Genomic DNA, 19,373 nt, shown 5'->3' on the forward strand with positions numbered 1-19,373 from the left:
TCGGACATGGGGTTTTATGGTCCTCAGCGCAACGCCACGCAGACGTTCTTGGGTTCGGTGAAAAAACGCATGGCCTCGTGGCCACCTTCGCGGCCGAGACCGGATGCGCCCACGCCGCCGAACGGCGTGCGCAGGTCGCGGGTCATCCAGGTATTGATCCAGACGATGCCGGCACGCAGTTGCGACGCCAGCCGATGGGCCCGATCCAGGTCGCGCGTCCACAGCGTGGCCGCCAGGCCGTAGTCGCCGGCATTGGCCAGCGCGAGCGCATGGGCCTCGTCCTCGAAAGGCTGCAGGGTCACGACCGGGCCGAAGATTTCCTCGCAGTTGGTGGCTGCCTGGGGTCCGAGGCCTTCGATGACCGTGGGCGCAATGAACCAGCCGGGCCGCTCCAGCGCATGCCCACCGAGCAGCACGCGGCCGCCCTCGGTTCGTGCCCGTGCGATGCAGGCCAGCACCTTGTCGAAGTGCGCCTGCGACACCATCGCGCCGAGGCGCGTGGCGGGATCGTCCAGTGCCCCCGCCTGCAGCCCGCGCGCGCGTTCGATCAATGCATCGCGGAATTCGTCGTAGATCGCCTGCTGCACCAGCAACCGCGACCCGCACAGGCAGATCTGCCCGGCGTTCTGGAAAGCGGAGCGGAGCAGGGTGTCGAGGTGTGCGCGCCAGTCGCTGTTGGCGAATACCAGCGTGGCGTTCTTGCCACCCAGTTCCAGCGAGACCTTCTTCAGCAGCGGCCCGGCGAGGCCGGCAATGCGACGGCCCACCCCGGTGCTGCCGGTGAAAGACACTGCCCTGATCGCAGGATGCAGCACCAACGGCTCGCCCACCGCCGGGCCTGTGCCATGCACGATGTTCAGCACGCCGGGCGGAAAGCCGATCTCTGCGGCCAACGCGCCAAGCATCGAGGCCGTGGCGGGCGTGATTTCCGAAGGCTTGGCCACCACCGTATTGCCGGCGGCCAATGCCGGGGCGATCTTCCAGGTGAAGAGGTACAGCGGCAGGTTCCATGGCGAAATCGCGGCCACCACGCCCAGTGGCGGCCGCAGCGTGTAGTTCAGCCCGGCTTCGCCATGGTGCGACTCGCTGGCGAACTGGGTTGCCGCGTGGGCGAAGAAGCGCAGGTTGGCAATGGCGCGGGGAATTTCGATGTCGCGCGCCAGCGCCAGCGGTTTGCCGGCATCGCGCGATTCGGCGAGGGCGAATTCCTCAAGGCGGCCCTCGAGCGCATCGGCGAGTTTTTCCAGCCAGCGCGCACGCCCGGTCGTGGTCAAGGCCGCCCACGCGGGAAATGCCGATTCCGCAGCATCGACGGCATGCAGCACATCGCTTTCGGTGCCCTCGGCGACCTCGGCATAGACCTGGGCCGACGCGGGCTCAAACACGGGACGCCATGCGCCGCCGTGGCGCGGCTCGCCCGCGATGAAGTGGCTGAAGCGGTCCATGCCCACTAGCTTAACCCGGCTGGCAAGCCCCCTGTGCCGGCGGATCAGATCGATTGCATGCGCCCGCCATCCACGGCCAGGCTGACGCCGTTGATGTAGCCCGCGGCGGGCGAGGCGAGGAAGGCGATGGCGGCGGCGACCTCGTGCGCGTCGGCGAAACGACCTGCCGGCACGGTGGCCAGCATCGCGCTGCTGACGGTGGTCTCATCCTTGCCGGTGGCCTGCATGCGGTCGCGCAGGATCTGCTCCAGCCGCTGCGTGCGCGTGTAGCCGGGCAGCACGTTGTTGACCGTGATGCCATCCATGGCCAGTTCCTTCGACAGCGTCTTGGCCCAGCTGGCGACAGCGCCTCGGATGGTGTTGGATACCCCCAGATTGGCAATGGGTTCCCGCACCGAGGTCGAGACGACATTGACGATGCGGCCCCAGCCGGCTTCGCGCATGCCGGGTAGGGTTGCCTGAGCGAGCACCTGGTTGGCGAGCAGGTGCTGCTGGAACGCTGCCAGGTAGTCATCCGCCACGGCCTCGATGGCTCGCCCACCGGGTGGGCCGCCGGTGTTGTTGACCAGGATGTGGACCCGGTGCGTGGCGACCAGCCCGGTGACGTTGTCGCGGAGCGTTGTCGCATCGGCGATGTCGACGGCCAGCGTGCCGTGGCGCTGGCCTGTGGCGACGACAGGCAGGGCGTTGGCCACGTCCCGCAGCACGTCGGATCGGCGCGCCAGCACGGTGACATCAGCGCCGAGCAGGGCGAGCTCGTGCGCGGCGGCGCGTCCGATCCCCTCGGACGCGCCGCAGACCAGTGCGTGCCGGCCGGCAAGATTGAGATCCATGCATCGTTCCCGGAAGGACAAGGCGTCGAGTGTAGCCCTGTGGGAGCGACGCAAGTCGAGATGCTTTCCCGGCAACCCCGGAGGACTGAAATCCCCCGTCGCGACTTACGTCGCTCCCGCGCCGTCCTTGCGGCGCTCCAGGCGCTCGCGCATCAGGCTGGCCACCGCCAGATTGTCTTCGCCGCCCAACTGCTGCAGCGCGGCGGCAGCACCTTCGACGTTGGCGACAGGATGGTTCTGGCTGAGCTTGAACTTCAGCTCGATGCGCTCGACGACGAAACGGAAACCCACGATGCCGCGCAGCTGTCGCACGTGGTCGGCGCGCTCGTGTTCGAACCGCCAATCGTTGCCGACGGAGGTCTCGTTCACCTGGCTCAGGCGATCCACGATGCCGGCCAGGGCGCTGGTCTCCTCGGTGATGTCCAGCGTGCCGTGCAGGTGCGCAACCGCGTAGTTCCACGTGGGCACGCGCGCGGCTTCCTCCTTGTCCGCATACCAGCCGGGCGACAGGTAGGCGTGCGGGCCATGCACGATCATCAGTGCGCTGCCGGCATGCCGTGCCTGCGGGTTGGGCCTGGCCCAATGGCCTTCGATCAGCACGCGGTCGCCATCCCGGGTGTAGAGCACCGGCAGGTGGCTGACGAAGGGCAGGCCGTCGGCGACGGTGACTAGCGTGACGAAGGCGTCGCGTGCGATCAGCCGGTCCAGTCCGGCCAGGTCAGTCTCGGCGAACGCGCGCGGCGTGTACATGGCGCGTGCCTCAGGCGCGGGCGCCCAGCGACTGCACCATCATCGGTCGCAGCACGTCGTCGCTGTCCGCATGCGGGGGAGATACGTCGTGCAGCGAGAAGCCGCGCGCAAGCGCGTCATCTTCGTCCAGACCGTCCCAGGCAACGAATTCGGCATCGAACAGCGCGGCGCGCGCGGTGTCTTCGCTGTCATAGGGCAGGGTATGCCCGTCGCTGTCCAGTACCTCGGCTGTGCCTGCCTCCAGTACGCGCAGGCGTGCCCAGATCAGCGTGCGGCCCAGTGAAGCCAGGTACCAGTGTTCGCTCATGTGGTCGCTCATCCCAGGGCCTCCGCCCACAGCCACAACAGCCCGGCCATGCCCAGCCCGACGAAGATCACGCACAGCGAGATCCGCGCCGGGGTGGCGAGGCCCGACAGCGAGCTGTCGGTGATCCGGCGATAGCCACCGCCCAACAGCCAGCGCAGCGCGACCGGCTTGAGGAAGGCGCCCTCGCCCCATTGCGCACCCAGCGCGGCATGGCGGTCGCGGACGTGCACCAGCGTCAGCGGCCAGAAGATCACGAACGCACAGAATCCGGCGATGGCGATGCCGACGAAGCAGAGGGCGAAGAACAGCAGCATCGATCAGAACTCCGCGTTGCCGGGTGCGCGCGGGTAGGGGATGGCGTCGCGGATGTTGCCCAGTCCGCAGACGTACACCACCAGGCGCTCGAAGCCCAGGCCGAAGCCGGCATGCGGCACGGTGCCGTAGCGGCGGAAGTCGCGGTACCAGCCGTAGTGCGCCGGATCCAGGCCGAACTGCGCCATGCGCGCGTCCAGGATGTCCAGGCGCTCCTCGCGCTGGCTGCCGCCGATGATCTCGCCGATGCCCGGGGCCAGCACGTCCATCGCGGCGACCGTCTTGCCGTCGTCGTTCAGGCGCATGTAGAAGGCCTTGATGTGCTCGGGGTAATTGGTCACCACCACCGGGCGACCGACATGTTGCTCGGTCAGCCAGCGCTCGTGCTCGGTCTGCAGGTCCAGGCCCCATTCCACCGGGAACTCGAACTTGTGGCCCGACTTCTGCAGCAGGCCGATGGCATCGGTGTAGTCGATGCGTTCGAACGGCGCGTTGACGAAAGCTTCCAGGCGGGTGGTCGCATCGGGCTGCACGCGCTCGGCGATGAAGGCCAAGTCGTCGCCACGCTCATCCAGCACGGCGCGGAACATGTACTTCAGGAAGTCCTCGGCCAGCTGCGCGTTCGCGGCCAGGTCGTTGAACGCGACCTCGGGTTCGATCATCCAGAACTCGGCCAGGTGGCGGGTGGTGTTGCTGTTCTCGGCCCGGAACGTCGGCCCGAAGGTGTAGACCTTGCTCAGCGCCAGCGCATATGCCTCGGCATTGAGCTGGCCGGACACGGTCAGGAAGGTTTCCTTGCCGAAGAAGTCGCGCGAGAAATCCACCGCGCCGTCCTTGCCGAGGGGCAGGTTGGCCAGGTCCAGCGTTGATACGCGGAACATCTGCCCGGCGCCCTCGGCATCGGACGTGGTCACGATGGGCGTGCTGATCCAGTAGAAGCCGTTCTGGTGGAAGAAGCGGTGCGCGGCCTGGGCCAGGCAGTTGCGGATGCGCGCGACCGCGCCGAACAGGTTGGTGCGCGGACGCAGGTGGGCGAACTCGCGCAGGTACTCCAGCGAGTGCTGCTTGGGCTGCATCGGGTAGGTGAGGGGATCCTCCACCCAGCCGACGACCTCGATGGAAGACGCCTGGATCTCGAAGCTCTGGCCCTGGCCCTGTGAAGCGACGAGGATGCCCGTGGCGATGATCGCGCAACCGGTGGTCAGGTGCTTCACTTCGGATTCGTAGTTGGACAGGGTGTCCGGGGCCACCACCTGGATCGGCGCGAAGCACGAGCCGTCGCTGACGTTGACGAACGACAGGCCTGCCTTGGAGTCGCGCCGCGTGCGCACCCAGCCGCGCACCGTGACTTCGCCGCCGGCCGGGAGCTTGCCCGCCAGCGCATGTTCGACGCTCACCACCGTCATGGCTTGAATCCTTCCGTAAACAGACACATTAATGGAACGCGGAGTTTACAAGAGCCGCGCGGCCCACGCTGCGCGGCCACCGCTATAATTCCTTTCCAGTTGTCCCGCAGGAGCACCGCATGGCCATCACCCTCACGCCGGTTGCGCTGGAACGCGTGCAGCGTTTCGTCGAACAGACCCCGGGGGCACTGGGCCTGCGTTTCGGGGTGACCCGCACCGGCTGTTCCGGTTGGGGTCACGTGGCCGACCTGGCCCGCGAACAGCGCGAGGGCGATACGGTGTTCGACTTCCAGGGCGTGCGGATCTATGTGGATGCCGACAGCCTGGCGCTGGTGGACGGTACCGAGATCGATTTCGCGAAGCAGGGCCTGGGCGAGACCTTCCTGTTCAACAATCCCAACGCGGCCGCCGAATGCGGCTGCGGCGAGAGCTTCACCACCACGGCCGACGCGGCCTGAGTGTACTGGTGGGGGGGGGGGCGGGGTTGCTGCCCCGCTGGGGTGTTGATGGCTCCGGCTTGCTCCTAAGTCACTGACCTGCCATAATTTCCGGCTCCCGATGGCCTACTGGCCGCGGGTCCTTGCCCCACCGCACCCCGCCGGCACCATCGCGGAGTGGTCGGGGGGCTGTCCTGCCCGGCGCGCACTCCGCATGCCGGGCCCACATCCGAAAGGTAAATAACGATGCGTCACTATGAAGTCGTGTTCCTGGTCCACCCGGACCAGAGCGAGCAGGTGCCGGCCATGATCGAGCGCTACAAGTCGCTGATCGAGACCGGCAACGGCAAGATCCACCGTCTGGAAGACTGGGGCCGCCGCCAGCTGGCGTACCCGATCCAGAACCTGGTGAAGGCCCACTACGTGCTGCTCAACATCGAAGCCGACCAGGCCGTCCTGAACGAACTGGTCGAGAGCTTCCGCTTCAACGATGCGGTACTGCGCAACCTGGTCATCAAGCGCGATGGTCCGGATACCGAGCAGTCCCTGATCATGAAGAACAAGGACGAGAAGGGCGACAAGCCCGAGCGTGGCGAGCGCCGCCGCCGTGACGATGACGAAGGTGAGGCCAGCACCGAGGCTTCGACCGATTCCGACACCGCCGAAGCCGCCTGAGCACGCCATCTAGGAGCGCCACACCCATGTCCAAGTTCTTCCGCCGCCGCAAGTTCTGCAAGTTCACCGCCGAAGGCGTGAAAGAGATCGACTACAAGGATCTCAACACCCTGCGCCAGTACCTGACCGAGAACGGCAAGATCGTTCCGAGCCGCGTCACCGGTACCAAGTCCCGCTACCAGCGTCAGTTGTCCACCGCGGTCAAGCGCGCCCGTTTCCTGGCGCTGATCCCGTACACGGACAACCACGACGTGTAATCCAGGACCTCCCCTCGCGGGGAGGTTCTTCTTCCTACTGTCATTCGGACAGCCAATCGCTGCAGGCCAGGCCTGCTAACGAATACGGAGCAATACGATGGAACTGATTCTTCTGCAGAAAGTGACCAACCTGGGTGTCCTGGGTGACAAGGTCAGCGTGAAGCCGGGTTACGGCCGCAATTACCTGGTGCCGCAGGGCAAGGCCGTGCCGGCCACTGCCGCCAACGTCGCCGAGTTCGAAGCCAAGCGCGCCGACTACGAAGCCAAGGCCAAGGCCGTGCACGACGAAGCCGAAGCCCGCGCCGCCAAGCTGGAAGGTGCCAGCGTCACGATCACCGCCAATGCCGCGACCGAGGGCAAGCTGTTCGGTTCGGTCGGCCCGCGCGACATCGCCGACGCGTTCACTGCTGCTGGCCTGCCGCTCGAGAAGAGCGAAGTCATCATGGGCGAAGGCGCGCTGCGCAACATCGGCGAGTACGAAATCGCCGTGAAGCTGCACGCCGACGTGCAGACGACCGTCAAGGTCGTGGTGCAGGCGGAAGCCTGATCCAGCCAGCGCATCATCCGTGATGCCGACAGACGGGCGCCGCAAGGCGCCCGTTCTGTTTCTGCCGTCGGCGCATGCCGACAGGCGGCCCGTGCCGTCGCGGCGGGTGAGACGACAAAAGATCAGCCTGAAGATACTTATCCACAGGTTGTTCCGTCGCGTGCCCACAGGCCGGGCTCCTACGATGTCCGGTCCGGCCCCATTCCGACCTGGTTGTACTGTCCATGCCCGCACGTACCGGCTTCCGCTCCGACCCGCACGACTCGCGCATCGAACAGTTGCGCGTTCCGCCGAACTCCATCGAGGCGGAACAGGCGGTGCTGGGCGGCCTGATGCTGGCGCCGGAAGCGTACGACCGCATCAACGACAAGCTCACGCCGAATGATTTCTACCGTCGCGACCATCAGCTGATCTATCGCGCGATCAGCGAGCTCGCGGAAAGGAACCGTCCGTTCGATGCGGTGACGCTGGGAGAGTGGTTCGAGTCCCAGGGCCACATGGAACTGGTCGCCGGCGGCGCCTACCTGGTGGAACTGGCCAGCACCACGCCATCCGCCGCCAACATCACCGCGTACGCCGAGATCGTGCGCGACAAGGCGGTGATGCGCCAGCTGATCGAAGTGGGCACCGACATCGTCAACGACGCGTTCCAGCCGGAGGGCAAGGAAAGCGACGAGATGCTCGCGATCGCCGAGCAGAAGGTGTTCGCGATCGCGGAGCAGGGCGCACGCGGACGTACCGACTTCGTGGCGATGAACGATGCGTTGAAGGATGCGTTCGAAGTCCTGCGCGTGCGCTCGGAAAGCGGCGGCACGGTCACCGGCCTGCCGACCGGCTACACCGAGTTCGACATGATGACGGCGGGCCTGCAGCCCACCGATCTGGTGATCCTGGCGGCGCGTCCGGCGATGGGCAAGACCACGTTCGCGCTGAACATCGCCGAGTACGCGGCCATCAAGTCGAAGAAGGCCGTCGCGGTGTTCTCGATGGAAATGTCGGCCGGGCAGCTGGCGATGCGACTGATCTCGTCGGTCGGCCGCATCAACGCCACACGACTGCGCACCGGTTCGCTGGAAGACGAGGACTGGAGTCGCGTGACCAGCGCCATCCGCATCCTCAAGGACCAGGCCAAGGTCTTCATCGACGACACGCCCGGACTCTCGCCGGACGTGCTGCGTTCCAAGGCGCGCCGGTTGAAGCGGGAACACGACCTGGGCCTGATCGTCATCGACTACCTGCAGCTGATGTCCGTGCCGGGCAACAGCGAAAACCGCGCTACCGAGATTTCCGAGATCTCGCGGTCCCTGAAAGGACTGGCGAAGGAACTCAACGTGCCGGTGCTCGCGCTGTCGCAGCTCAACCGTTCGCTGGAAACGCGTACCGACAAGCGTCCGGTGATGGCGGACCTGCGCGAATCGGGCGCCATCGAGCAGGATGCCGACATGATCGTCTTCATCTACCGCGACGACTACTACAACAAGGAAACCTCGCCGGACAAAGGCCTGGCCGAGATCATCATCGGCAAGCAGCGTTCGGGTCCGACCGGCTCGTGCAAGTTGCGCTTCTTCGGCGAATACACCCGCTTCGACAACCTGAGCCACGACAGCATCGGCGCGTTCGAATGACCCCATCGATGTTCGCGGCGGTGCTTGTCGCGTAGTACGCTGCACGGGGCAGGACCGGTCCTCGGGGGAGCCGATACCAGGCATTGAAGGGCGCTGCGGCGCGCCCGGACGCGGTGCCCGGTGCGGCGGCGGTCCGGAACACGAATGGCCAGATGGCCCATCGCCGTGGCGATGGCAGTGGCGGAACAGAGCCGCCAGCGAGTAGACGTCCAGGGGAATCCAGTGGCCAGTGCGTCGGGCGCGGGCACAAGCAGGCGGTTGCGTGGCTGGCGGGCCGCATGGGCCGGTCTGGTGCTGCTTGCGTGCATGCAGACGGCGTCGGCTCTCGAGATCCACCGCCAGCTGTCGCAGTTCCACCACACGGCATGGAGCGTCAAGGATGGCGCGCCGGGTCAGATCACCGCATTGGCGCAGACCGCGGACGGCTATCTCTGGCTGGCCACCCAGATCGGCCTGTACCGCTTCGATGGCGTGCAGTTCGAGCGTTATGAGCCTCCGGCCGGCGAGTCGCTGCCCGCGACCAGTGTTTCAGCCCTGTACGCGCCTCCCGAGGGCGGGCTCTGGGTGGGTTTCCGCTACGGTGCCGTCAGCCACATCCATGCGGGCAAACTGAATCACTACGGTGAAGCACAAGGTCTGCCCAGCGGAACCGTCTTCAGTTTCGCCCGCGATGCCGATGGCCGGCTGTGGGCCGCCACCTTCACCGGGCTGGTCTATCTGGAACGGGGGCGATGGCATGCGCTGGGGCCGGAATGGAAATTCCCCGGCCGGCAGGCGCGCACTGTGTTCAACGATGCGTCCGGCACGCTGTGGGTGGCGAGCGAGCAAGGCGCCGCCTTTCTGCCGCGTGGAGCCCGGGCCTTCCAGCGCGTGCAGGCGCCGGTGGGGAGGATCAGCCAGTTTTCGCAGGCATCGGAAGGCGGCATCTGGATTGCGGAGGCGGATGGGGCGGTCCGCGCATTGCCTTTGCCGAGTGCTGCCGCGTCGACCGCTGGGCTGCCGCTGCCATCCGCCGGCCTGCTGTTCGACCGCGATGGCGCACTGTGGGCCACCACCCTGGGTGATGGCGTCTACCGGCTGGCGGGCGAAGGGCAACCGCACTTCGAGAGCTATCGCCAGCGCGACGGCCTCAGTTCGGACTATGCATTGCCGCTGCTGGAAGACCGCGAGGGCACGATCTGGGTAGGCAGCAGTCGCGGACTGGACCGTTTCCGCCATGCCAACGTGGTGCTGGCCCGTCTGCCCGACGGCGCGCACGATTTCGCCATCGTCGCCGGTGACGGCGCAGCCGTGCTGGCGGGAAGCCGCAACCGGCCCCTGATGCGGCTGCGGGACGATACGCTCGAGACGTTGTCGCTGCCTCCGCCGCTGACCGCAGCCTACAGGGACGACGAAGGCGTGGTCTGGCTCGGTGGTCCCAAAGGACTGTGGACATTGCGTGACGGCAGGCTGGCGCCCGCGGCGCCCCTGCCGGTCAGAGCGTATTCGGGCGTGCAGGCGATCGCGCGGACGACCGACGGCACGCTGTGGGTGTCGTTGAATACCCCAGGCATCCATCGTCTGCGTAACGGCCACTGGACCCATCTGCAGGAACTCGCGGGTACGCGCGATGGCTCGTCGCCGCTGAGCCTGCTGGCCGACCAGGAAGGTCAGCTGTGGATGGGCTTCGCGCACAACCGCATCGCGCGGATGCGGGAAGGCAGCCTGCAGGTATTCGGCCCCTCGAAGGGTCTAGACGTCGGCAACGTCAGTGCGCTGCACCAGGGGCGCGCCGGCATCTGGATCGGCGGCGAGCGGGGTCTTGCGCGTCTGCGCGGCGACCGCATCCAGAGCCTGCGCGCGCGCGCGGACAGCCCGTTCCGTGGCATTTCCGGCATCGTGGAGACGGCGGACGGCGATCTCTGGCTCAACGGTGCGCGAGGCATCGTGCGGGTGCCGGCCAGCGCCATCGAGGCGGTGCTCAAGGATTCGCCGCACGCTGCGTACGATCTCTTCGACTTCCTCGACGGACTGCCCGGCGTCCCTGCGCAGTTCCGACCCATCCCGACCGCGCTGCAGGCCGGGAATGGCAAGCTCTGGTTCGCCACCACCAGCGGCGTGGTGTCGATCGATCCGAAGGCCATCCAGCGCAATCCGTTGCCACCGCCCGTGGCGATCCGCGCGCTGTCCGTCGACGGCCGGGACCATCGCCTGGAGGGCGGCCCGCTGTCGCTGCCTGCCGGCGCGCGAAACCTGCAGATTGGCTACACCGCGTTGAGCCTGGCCATCCCCGAGCGGGTCCGGTTCCGTTACCGGCTCGAAGGCTACGAGCAGGAATGGCAGGAGGCCGGCACGCGTCGCGTGGCGTACTACAACGATCCGGGGCCGGGGCACTATGTGTTCCGCGTGCTGGCGGCCAACAACGATGGGGTGTGGAACGAGACGGGCGCCAGCATCGCGTTCTCGATCGCGCCGCGGTACTACCAGACCCCATGGTTCGCCCTGCTGTGCATCGCCCTGATCGCCGGACTGCTGTGGGTCGCCTACCTGATGCGTCTTCGCCGCGTATCCCGGCAGATCCATGACCGCCTGCAGGAGCGCCACCGCGAACGCGAGCGCATCGCCCGCGAGTTGCACGACACGCTGCTGCAGAGCGTGCAGGGGCTGATCCTGCGCTTCCATGCGGTGGCGGGATCGCTGGGGGCGAGCGCACCCGGGCGGGACGCCCTGGAGTCCGTGCTGGAGCGCGCCGACGACGTACTGGTGGAGGCGCGCGACCGTGTGCTCGACCTGCGTGCGACCCACCATGCGGGTGGACTGTCCGACGTGTTTGTCCGGATGGCGGCCGACCTGGCCAGCGATGCGGATGTTTCCTGCCGGGTGACGATGGAGGGACTGGCTCTGCCCCTGGATCCGATCGTGCAGGACGAACTGGTGCAGATCGGGCGCGAAGCGCTGGTCAATGCGTTCCGCCACGCGCATGCGGGGCACATCGAAGTCGTGATCGAACAGGCAACGGATGGCGTGCGCGTCCGCTTCATCGATGACGGCCGCGGCATCGAACCCGATGTGCTGGCACGCGGAGGCAGGCACGGGCACTGGGGGCTGGCGGGCATGCGCGAACGTGCAGAGCGGCTGGGCGCGACGCTGGACGTCGCATCGCGACCGGGCGAGGGCACCTGCATCGACGTCCGTGTGCCGGCGGCGCTCGCCTACCGCGCGCGGTCGCGTGGGTGGCAACGCTGGTTGCTTGGGCACCGTGCCGGGAAGGACGGGCGCTGAAGCAGCGGGCATCCGCATTCGCACCGCTACAATCACCCCATGCCTGGACCCGACCACATCGAGGGAATGGACTTCGCGGCCTCGTTCCGTCCCGAAGCGAACGACCGTCCCACCCGCATCCGCGTGGACCTGGACGCGTTGAGCCACAACTTCCATGCGCTGCAGGTGCACGCGGGCGTGCCGGTGATGGGTATCGTCAAGGCGAATGCCTATGGGCACGGGCTGGTGCCCGTCGCACTGCACCTGCAGGCCGAGGGCATCGGGCAACTGGGCGTGGCGCTGGTGGAGGAGGGCATCGCGCTGCGGCGCGCGGGCGTGACGGTGCCGATCCTGGTGCTGGGCGGCATCCATGCACCGCAGGTCAGCCAGTTCCTGGCGTGCGATCTTGAGGTGACCGTCTCCTCGATCGCCAAACTGCGCCAGGTGGAACTGGCGGCCGAATCGTTGGGACGTCGCGCGGTGATCCATCTGAAGGTGGACACCGGCATGGAGCGCATCGGCGTGCACAGCGAGAATGCCGGGCCATTGATCGAGGCCGCAGTCGCCTCACGCTGGTGCACCGTGAAGGGCGTCTATTCCCATCTGGCGTGTTCGGACGATCCCGCCTCGCCGATGACGCAGGGACAGCTCGCGCGCTTCCTCGACGCCTGCCGGCATTTCGAGCGCATCGGTGCGCCGATGCCGATCCGCCACCTGGCCAACTCGGGTGGCGTGCTGCATTTCCCGGAAACCTGCCTGGACATGGTGCGCCCCGGCATCGCGCTGTACGGCGTGATGCCTGATCCCGCCTCCCGCCCGACCGTGGCGTTGAAGCCCGCGCTGTCGCTGGTTTCAAAGGTGGTCTACTTCAAGGTGGTCAACGCCGGTCGCACGGTCAGTTATGGCGCCACCTGGACGGCGCCAACCGATACCCGCATCGTCACCGTGCCGATCGGCTATGGCGACGGCTATCCGCGTTCGCTGTCATCGCGGGGCGAAGTGCTTGTGCGGGGTGCGCGCCATCCCATCGTCGGGCGCGTGTGCATGGACCAGTTCATGGTCGACCTCGGGCCGGGGGGCAGTGCCTACAACGAGGACGAAGTGGTGCTGATCGGCCGCCAGGGCGGCGATGGCATTACCTGCGAAGCCGTGGCGCTTGCAGCGGGCACCATCCCGTACGAGATCCTGACCGGGCTCAATGCCCGCATCCCGCGCGAATACATCGGCGGTGCATCCGGCATGGCGCCTGCGACGTAAGCGAACGCACCCGTCTTCCAGAGTTTCCTGCATGCCCAACGCTCTCGTCTGGTTCCGTCACGACCTGCGCCTGGACGACAATCCGGCGCTGCAGGCCGCGCTGGATGAGGGCTTCACGCCACTGCCGGTGTACGTGCACGCGCCGGCAGAGGAAGGCGAATGGGTGCCGGGCGCCGCATCGCAGGCCTGGCTGGGCAGATCGCTGGAATCACTCGATGCCTCCCTGCGGCAACGCGGTTCGCGCCTGCTGATCCGGCATGGAGCCAGCCGACGCACGTTGCAGGATCTGATCGATGCATCCGGTGCCACCGCGGTTTTCTGGAACCGCAAGTACGAACCCGCCACGCAGCCACGCGATGCCGCGATCAAGCAGGCATTGCGTGACAACGGGCTGCGCGCGGAGAGCTTCAACGGCAGCCTGCTGATCGAGCCGTGGGACATCGCCACCCAGCAAGGCCAGCCCTACAAGGTATTCACGCCGTTCTGGCGCGCCGCGCAGACCCGGTTGCGCCTGCCTGCGCCGTGGACGGCGCCACCGCGGTTGCCGGCGGTGGACGACGCCATCACCGGCGTGCCGCTGGAGGCATTGGAACTCCGTCCACGCCCTTCGTGGGATATCGGCTTCTGGGAAGCATGGATCCCGGGCGAAGCGGGGGCTCGCGAAGCACTTGAGATCTTCATCGAGGGGGCACTCAACGGCTACCGCACCGATCGCGATCGCCCCGACCGAACCGGCACATCGCGACTGTCGCCGCACCTGCACTTCGGCGAGATCGCGCCGTGGCGGATCATGGCGGAGCTGGAGCGCGTTCGTTCGGCGGCCAACGGCGCCGACATGGAGGGCTATATCCGTGAGCTCGGCTGGCGTGAGTTCGCGTACCACCTCCTGCATCACTTCCCGCATACGACCACGCAGGACCTCAACCCGCGTTTCGCGCATTTCGACTGGGCGAAGGTGGACCCCGCCGCGCTCGAGGCCTGGCAGCGTGGCCGGACCGGCGTCCCGATCATCGATGCGGGCCTGCGCGAACTGTGGACGACCGGTTACATGCACAACCGCGTGCGCATGATCGTGGCCAGTTACCTGACCAAGCACCTGCGCTACCACTGGCTGCACGGCGCGCACTGGTTCTGGGACACACTGGTCGATGCGGACCTGGCCAACAACACGCTGGGCTGGCAATGGACCGCCGGCACGGGGGCCGACGCCGCGCCGTACTTCCGCGTCTTCAATCCCGTCACCCAGGCGGAGAAGTTCGATCCCAGGGGCGAGTACATCGCGCGCTGGGTGCCGGAACTGGCGGCGCTGCCGGTGCCGCTGCGCTTCGCGCCCTGGCAGAAACCGGACCTGCTGGCGCACGTGGCGCCGGACTATCCACGCGGACCCATCATGGACCTCGCCGAGGGCCGCGACGGTGCGCTGGCGGCGTACCGCGACAGTGGTGGCTGAGATGCGTTGACGCCTTTCGGCGCCGCGTGCTTCACTCGGCGCGGGAGAGGAGGGCAAGCATGGCCACGAAGAAGGCGCCGGCAAAGCCGCGTCGCGAGCCGATGTCGCGGGTGGATACCGCCTGGTTGCGGATGTGTCGTCCGACCAATCCGATGATGATCACCGGCGTGCTGATGTTCGACGAGCCGATGTCGCTCGACCGGCTCAAGCAGGTGGTGAAGAAGCGCTTCCTCGCTTATCCGCGCTTCCTGCAGAAGGCCGTGGACACGCCGGCCGGTGCCTCGTGGGTGACCGATCCCGACTTCGACCTCGACTGGCATGTGCGCCTGTCCGCACTGCCGGGACGGCGCGATCCGGCGTCCGAGAAGAAGGCGCTGGAGCGCTTCACCAGCCAGATGGCCTCCACCCCGCTGGACAAGACCAAGCCGCTCTGGCAGTTCCACCTGATCGAGCGTTATGGCACGGGTTCGGCGCTGGTCGCACGCATCCACCACAGCTATGCCGACGGAATCGCGCTGGTGCAGGTGCTGCTGTCGCTGACCGATACCAGCCGCAAGCCGGACGCCGGCAAGGACCTGCGCTCGGCATGGCTGAAGAAGGACGGCGTGGAGGTCGTGCGCCGGGTCGGCGCGATCGACCGCTACATGCAGTTGGGCGGCAAGGTGCTGGGCAAGGGCATGGAGATGTACCGCGATCCCTCGCTGGCCACGGTGCTGGCGAAGGAGGGTGGCGAGATCGGGCGCGAACTGCTGCATGCGCTGTCGCTGTCGGACGACCCGCCCACGCTGCTGCGCGGCAAGCTGGGCGTCAGCAAGCGGGTGGCCTGGGCCGAGCCGCTGGACCTGGAGGAAGTGAAAGCCGTCGGGCGCGCCTGTGACTGCACCGTCAACGATGTACTGATGGCGGCCGCAGCTGGCGCGCTGCGCAGCTACATGCTGGAGCGGGGCGAGCAGGTCGATGGCATCACCCTGCGCGCGACCGTGCCCGTGAACCTGCGACCGCTGGAGCACGCGCGCAAGCTGGGCAACCATTTCGGCCTGGTGTTCCTCGACCTGCCGGTCGGCGAAGACAACCCGGTCCGCCGGCTGGAGCGCGTGGCGGCATGCATGCGCGATCTCAAGAACTCACGCCAGGCCATCGTCGCGTTCGGGCTCCTGGCGGCGCTTGGCATGGCACCCTCGGCGGTCCAGGGCGTTGCGCTGGAGCTGTTCTCGCGCAAGGCCACGGCCGTGGCCACCAACGTACCCGGTCCGCAGCAGCCGCTGTACATGGGCGGATCGCGACTGCGCGAGATGATGTTCTGGGTGCCGCAGACAGGTTCCATCGGCATCGGTGTCTCCATCCTCAGCTACAACGGCCGCGTGCACTTCGGATTGATCGCCGACGCCAAGCTGATCCCGGACCCGGACGCGGTGATCCGGCGTTTCGGACCGGAGTTCGACAAGCTGCTGTACCTGTCGCTGATGGGCGACTGGGAACGGACGCTGGACGCGCCGGCGGCGAGCGCATTGCTGTCCTGATCCCCGCCGCCACCTGAATGAACAGGGGAGAAATCGCGCGTTCTACACAGCGCGATGGTTAGGCTTGCGACCGTTCCGGGTATTCACCCGACGCCACAAGGAGGATCCATGAATACGATGCTGAAGACCGGCGCCCTGGCAGCGCTCACCGTCACCCTGCTGGGCGGTTGCGCCAGCTACACCGGCCAGACCAACGATCCCAACGACCCCAACCGCACCCGCACGGGTGCCCTGATCGGCGCCGGTATCGGTGCCGTGGCCGGCCTGCTGAGCGGCAGCGATGCCACCGAACGCCGCCAGCGCGCGCTGGTGGGTGCCGGTGTCGGCGGTTTGGCAGGTGGCTCCATCGGCGCCTACCAGGATCGCCAGGAAGCCGAACTTCGCCGACAGACGGCGGGTACGGGCATCGACGTCAGCCGTGACGGCGACGTCATCAAGCTCAACCTGCCCGATGGCGTGACCTTCGACTTCGGCAAGGCCGACCTGAAGTCGCAGTTCTATCCCGCGCTCAACAACGTCGCGTCCACGCTGCGCGAGTACAACCAGACCATCGTGGAAGTCAGCGGCCACACCGACAGCATCGGTTCCGACGCGGTCAACCAGCGCCTGTCCGAGCAGCGTGCGGCCGCGGTCGGCAACTACCTGATCGGCCAGGGCCTGCAGCGCGAGCGCTTCGAGATCGTCGGCATGGGCAAACGGTATCCGGTCGCCAGCAACGATACCGACGCGGGTCGTGCGATGAATCGCCGCGTCGAAGTCCGCGTGCTGCCCGTGCGCTCGTAAGCCATCGTCGCAGCGTGTGGGAAACGGGCCGCGCAAGCGGCCCGTTTTGTTTGTCTGTTCCACCGGGTGCTGTCAACCCGTTTCCAGCGCCGCCATCCGTTGCCACAATCGGCATCCCACCCGGTCCATCGGGTTTTCCAGTACGGACGCAATGCAAGACCGCAATCTCCACATCGCCCAGCACATCGCCGCCACCATTGCCGCCGAGATCGGCGCACAGACCGCGCAGGCCAAGGCCGCCATCGCGCTGCTGGACGAAGGCGCCACGGTTCCCTTCATCGCCCGCTACCGCAAGGAAGTCACCGGCGGGCTGGACGACATCCAGTTACGCAACCTCGAAGTGCGCCTGACCTACCTGCGCGAACTCGAAGACCGCCGCGCCGCCGTGCTGGCCAGCATCGACGAGCAGGGCAAGCTGACCGACGCGCTGCGCGCCGACATCGAAGCCGCCGACAGCAAGGCGCGCCTGGAAGACCTGTACCTGCCGTACAAGTCCAAGCGCCGTACGCGCGCGCAGATCGCCCGCGAGGCCGGACTCGAACCGCTGGCCGACGGCCTGCTCGCCGATCCGACCCAAGTGCCCGAGACCGCCGCCGCGGCGTACGTCGATGCAGACAAAGGCGTCGCCGACGCCAAGGCCGCACTCGACGGCGCGCGCGCGATCCTGATGGAGCGCTGGGGCGAGAACGCTGCGCTGGTCGGCGAACTGCGCGCATGGATGACCGACGTCGGCGTGATCCGCGCGAAGGTGGCACAGGGCAAGGAGAACGAAGGCGCCAAATACCGCGATTACTTCGACCACGCCGAATCGTTGGCGAAGATTCCCTCGCACCGCCTGCTGGCGCTGTTCCGCGCGCGCCGCGAAGAGATCCTGCTGCTCGACCTCGACCCGGGCATGGAGGCCGAGGCCGGCCACCTGCAGGCCGAGGGCCGCGTGGCGGTGCATGCGGGTGTGTCCTCGCAGGGACGCGCGGCCGACAAATGGCTGCTGGATGCCTGCCGCCTGACCTGGCGCGCCAAGCTGCACATGCACCTGCTGCTGGACCTGTTCAACCAGGCGCGCGAGAAGGCCGAGGCCGAGGCCATCGCCGTGTTCGGCGACAACCTGAAGGATCTGCTGCTGGCAGCGCCGGCGGGGCCGAAGGCCGTGCTTGGCCTGGACCCGGGCCTGCGTACCGGGGTGAAGGTCGCGGTGGTGGATCGCACCGGCAAGCTGGTCGACCACGCCACCATCTACCCGCACGAACCCAAGCGCCAATGGGACCCGTCGCTGCACGTGCTGCGTGCGCTGTGCGCGAAGCACCAGGTGGAACTGATCGCCATCGGCAATGGCACCGCCAGTCGCGAAACCGACAAGCTGGCCGGTGACCTGATCAAACAGGCGGCGGACCTGAAGCTGGAGAAGATCGTCGTCAGCGAAGCCGGCGCGTCGGTCTACTCCGCCTCGGAATTCGCATCGAAGGAATTCCCTGACCTGGATGTCAGCATCCGTGGCGCGGTCTCCATCGCACGCCGACTGCAGGACCCGCTGGCCGAACTGGTGAAGATCGAACCGAAGGCGATCGGCGTGGGCCAGTACCAGCACGACGTGGACCAGTTCCGCCTGGCGCGGGCGCTGGATGCGCGCGTGGAGGATTGCGTCAACGCCGTCGGCGTCGACGTCAACACCGCCTCGGCCGCGCTGCTGACGCGCGTGTCCGGTCTGTCGTCGACGGTGGCCGAGAACATCGTGCGCTTCCGCGACGAACACGGCGCCTTCCGCACGCGCAAGGCGCTGCTGGGCGTTCCGCGCCTCGGTGAGAAAACGTTCGAGCAGTGCGCCGGCTTCCTGCGCATCGCCGACGGCGACGAGCCGCTGGATGCCTCGTCCGTGCATCCGGAAGCCTATCCGGTGGTGGAGCGCATCCTGTCCGGCAGCGGCAGGCAGGTGAAGCAGATCGTCGGCGACATCGTGTTCCTGCGTGCGGTGAAGCCCGAGCAGTACACCGACGGGAAGTTCGGCGTGCCGACCATCCGCGACATCCTGAAAGAGCTTGAGAAGCCCGGCCGCGACCCGCGCCCCGAGTTCAAGGCCGCGCGCTTCGCCGACGGCGTCGAAGACATCAAGGACCTGCGCGAGGGCATGATCCTGGAAGGTGTGGTCAGCAACGTCGCCGCCTTCGGCGCATTCGTCGATATCGGCGTGCACCAGGACGGCCTGATCCACATCTCCGCGCTGGCCGACCGCTACGTGAAAGACCCGCGCGAAGTGGTGAAGGCCGGCGACATCGTCAAGGTGAAGGTGCTGGAGGTCGATGTGGCCCGCAAGCGCATCGCGCTGACGCGCCGCCTCGACGATGCACCTGCGCCGCAGGCACCGCGCGAGACGCGGGCGAACGATCCGCGTCCGTCGCGCGGACAGGAGCGCGGTCCTTCCCGCGACAACCGGCGTGGCCCGGCCCCGGCCAAGCCCGGCGCAGCGCCAGCCGACAATGCGCTGGCGGCGGCCTTCGCCCGCGCGAAGGGGCAGGGCTGATCGGAGTCAGCCCT

At 67.4% G+C, this 19,373-nt stretch carries 16 protein-coding genes and 1 pseudogene; 11 read left to right on the forward strand and 6 right to left on the reverse strand.

Annotated elements, in window-relative coordinates; translation table 11 throughout:
* Window positions 1–23 precede the first annotated feature (23 nt).
* The 6 genes from IB223_RS08230 to asnS all read right to left on the reverse strand — a co-directional run bounded on the left by IB223_RS08230 (window position 24) and on the right by asnS (window position 5,053).
* Complete coding sequence (locus IB223_RS08230; protein ID WP_192201097.1) at window positions 24–1,445, reverse strand: aldehyde dehydrogenase; 1,422 nt, start codon at window positions 1,443–1,445, stop codon at window positions 24–26.
* 44 nt (window positions 1,446–1,489) lie between these two features.
* Entirely contained in the window at window positions 1,490–2,278 is a 789-nt protein-coding gene (locus IB223_RS08235) for an SDR family oxidoreductase (protein ID WP_192201098.1), read from the reverse strand.
* Between the two features lie 105 nt (window positions 2,279–2,383).
* Window positions 2,384–3,028 (reverse strand): FMN-binding negative transcriptional regulator, encoded by a 645-nt coding sequence (locus tag IB223_RS08240; protein ID WP_192201099.1) that lies wholly within the window; start codon window positions 3,026–3,028, stop codon window positions 2,384–2,386.
* Window positions 3,029–3,038: 10 nt separating this feature from the next.
* Window positions 3,039–3,347 (reverse strand): hypothetical protein, encoded by a 309-nt coding sequence (locus tag IB223_RS08245; RefSeq protein WP_192201100.1) that lies wholly within the window; start codon window positions 3,345–3,347, stop codon window positions 3,039–3,041.
* Window positions 3,344–3,649 (reverse strand): hypothetical protein, encoded by a 306-nt coding sequence (locus tag IB223_RS08250; protein WP_192201101.1) that lies wholly within the window; start codon window positions 3,647–3,649, stop codon window positions 3,344–3,346. The genes IB223_RS08245 and IB223_RS08250 overlap by 4 nt, the downstream gene beginning before the upstream one ends.
* A gap of 3 nt (window positions 3,650–3,652) precedes the next feature.
* On the reverse strand, window positions 3,653–5,053 hold the full coding sequence (gene asnS, locus IB223_RS08255) for an asparagine--tRNA ligase (RefSeq protein ID WP_192201102.1): 1,401 nt from the start codon (window positions 5,051–5,053) through the stop codon (window positions 3,653–3,655).
* A 119-nt stretch (window positions 5,054–5,172) separates the two neighbouring features.
* Here asnS and IB223_RS08260 point away from each other — a divergent pair, with 119 nt between their 5' ends.
* From IB223_RS08260 to IB223_RS08310, 11 genes and pseudogenes are all read left to right on the forward strand, one after another.
* Window positions 5,173–5,511, forward strand: a complete 339-nt coding sequence (locus tag IB223_RS08260; RefSeq protein WP_192201103.1) for an iron-sulfur cluster assembly accessory protein — start codon at window positions 5,173–5,175, stop codon at window positions 5,509–5,511.
* Window positions 5,512–5,736: 225 nt separating this feature from the next.
* The gene (gene rpsF, locus IB223_RS08265) at window positions 5,737–6,165 is read left to right on the forward strand and encodes a 30S ribosomal protein S6 (RefSeq protein WP_142125379.1); all 429 of its coding nucleotides are present in this window, start codon (window positions 5,737–5,739) and stop codon (window positions 6,163–6,165) included.
* Between the two features lie 26 nt (window positions 6,166–6,191).
* Window positions 6,192–6,422, forward strand: coding sequence for a 30S ribosomal protein S18 (gene rpsR, locus IB223_RS08270; RefSeq protein ID WP_055942998.1), 231 nt, complete (start codon window positions 6,192–6,194; stop codon window positions 6,420–6,422).
* Window positions 6,423–6,519: 97 nt separating this feature from the next.
* Window positions 6,520–6,969: a 50S ribosomal protein L9 gene (gene rplI, locus IB223_RS08275; protein ID WP_192201104.1), complete on the forward strand. Its 450-nt coding sequence runs from the start codon at window positions 6,520–6,522 to the stop codon at window positions 6,967–6,969.
* A 224-nt stretch (window positions 6,970–7,193) separates the two neighbouring features.
* The gene (locus tag IB223_RS08280; protein WP_192201105.1) at window positions 7,194–8,594 is read left to right on the forward strand and encodes a replicative DNA helicase; all 1,401 of its coding nucleotides are present in this window, start codon (window positions 7,194–7,196) and stop codon (window positions 8,592–8,594) included.
* Between the two features lie 144 nt (window positions 8,595–8,738).
* Window positions 8,739–11,855 carry a sensor histidine kinase gene (locus IB223_RS08285; RefSeq protein WP_192201106.1) on the forward strand — a complete coding sequence of 1,039 codons (3,117 nt, stop codon included), beginning with the start codon at window positions 8,739–8,741 and terminating at the stop codon, window positions 11,853–11,855.
* A 39-nt stretch (window positions 11,856–11,894) separates the two neighbouring features.
* A complete protein-coding gene (alr, locus tag IB223_RS08290) occupies window positions 11,895–13,091 on the forward strand; it encodes an alanine racemase (RefSeq protein WP_192201107.1) in 1,197 nt (398 codons plus the stop codon).
* Window positions 13,092–13,122: 31 nt separating this feature from the next.
* Window positions 13,123–14,541, forward strand: a complete 1,419-nt coding sequence (locus IB223_RS08295; RefSeq protein ID WP_192201108.1) for a deoxyribodipyrimidine photo-lyase — start codon at window positions 13,123–13,125, stop codon at window positions 14,539–14,541.
* Window positions 14,542–14,600: 59 nt separating this feature from the next.
* A complete protein-coding gene (locus IB223_RS08300; protein ID WP_192201109.1) occupies window positions 14,601–16,061 on the forward strand; it encodes a wax ester/triacylglycerol synthase family O-acyltransferase in 1,461 nt (486 codons plus the stop codon).
* 210 nt (window positions 16,062–16,271) lie between these two features.
* Window positions 16,272–16,844 (forward strand): annotated as a pseudogene (locus IB223_RS08305) (OmpA family protein); the annotation flags it as partial.
* A 151-nt stretch (window positions 16,845–16,995) separates the two neighbouring features.
* Window positions 16,996–19,359, forward strand: a complete 2,364-nt coding sequence (locus tag IB223_RS08310) for a Tex family protein (RefSeq protein WP_192201111.1) — start codon at window positions 16,996–16,998, stop codon at window positions 19,357–19,359.
* Window positions 19,360–19,373: the final 14 nt, after the last annotated feature.

The organism is Pseudoxanthomonas sp. PXM03 (assembly GCF_014852005.1).
GTDB lineage: Bacteria > Pseudomonadota > Gammaproteobacteria > Xanthomonadales > Xanthomonadaceae > Pseudoxanthomonas_A.

Excerpts from the sequence above, each read along its gene's own strand:
- IB223_RS08230 (WP_192201097.1), bottom strand. The coding sequence starts at position 1,445 with ATGGACCGCTTCAGCCACTTCATCGCGGGCGAGCCGCGCCACGGCGGC.
- IB223_RS08235 (WP_192201098.1), bottom strand. The coding sequence starts at position 2,278 with ATGGATCTCAATCTTGCCGGCCGGCACGCACTGGTCTGCGGCGCGTCC.
- IB223_RS08240 (WP_192201099.1), bottom strand. The coding sequence starts at position 3,028 with ATGTACACGCCGCGCGCGTTCGCCGAGACTGACCTGGCCGGACTGGAC.
- IB223_RS08245 (WP_192201100.1), bottom strand. The coding sequence starts at position 3,347 with ATGAGCGACCACATGAGCGAACACTGGTACCTGGCTTCACTGGGCCGC.
- IB223_RS08250 (WP_192201101.1), bottom strand. The coding sequence starts at position 3,649 with ATGCTGCTGTTCTTCGCCCTCTGCTTCGTCGGCATCGCCATCGCCGGA.
- asnS (WP_192201102.1), bottom strand. The coding sequence starts at position 5,053 with ATGACGGTGGTGAGCGTCGAACATGCGCTGGCGGGCAAGCTCCCGGCC.
- IB223_RS08260 (WP_192201103.1), top strand. The coding sequence starts at position 5,173 with ATGGCCATCACCCTCACGCCGGTTGCGCTGGAACGCGTGCAGCGTTTC.
- rpsF (WP_142125379.1), top strand. The coding sequence starts at position 5,737 with ATGCGTCACTATGAAGTCGTGTTCCTGGTCCACCCGGACCAGAGCGAG.
- rpsR (WP_055942998.1), top strand. The coding sequence starts at position 6,192 with ATGTCCAAGTTCTTCCGCCGCCGCAAGTTCTGCAAGTTCACCGCCGAA.
- rplI (WP_192201104.1), top strand. The coding sequence starts at position 6,520 with ATGGAACTGATTCTTCTGCAGAAAGTGACCAACCTGGGTGTCCTGGGT.
- IB223_RS08280 (WP_192201105.1), top strand. The coding sequence starts at position 7,194 with ATGCCCGCACGTACCGGCTTCCGCTCCGACCCGCACGACTCGCGCATC.
- IB223_RS08285 (WP_192201106.1), top strand. The coding sequence starts at position 8,739 with ATGGCCAGATGGCCCATCGCCGTGGCGATGGCAGTGGCGGAACAGAGC.
- alr (WP_192201107.1), top strand. The coding sequence starts at position 11,895 with ATGCCTGGACCCGACCACATCGAGGGAATGGACTTCGCGGCCTCGTTC.
- IB223_RS08295 (WP_192201108.1), top strand. The coding sequence starts at position 13,123 with ATGCCCAACGCTCTCGTCTGGTTCCGTCACGACCTGCGCCTGGACGAC.
- IB223_RS08300 (WP_192201109.1), top strand. The coding sequence starts at position 14,601 with ATGGCCACGAAGAAGGCGCCGGCAAAGCCGCGTCGCGAGCCGATGTCG.
- IB223_RS08310 (WP_192201111.1), top strand. The coding sequence starts at position 16,996 with ATGCAAGACCGCAATCTCCACATCGCCCAGCACATCGCCGCCACCATT.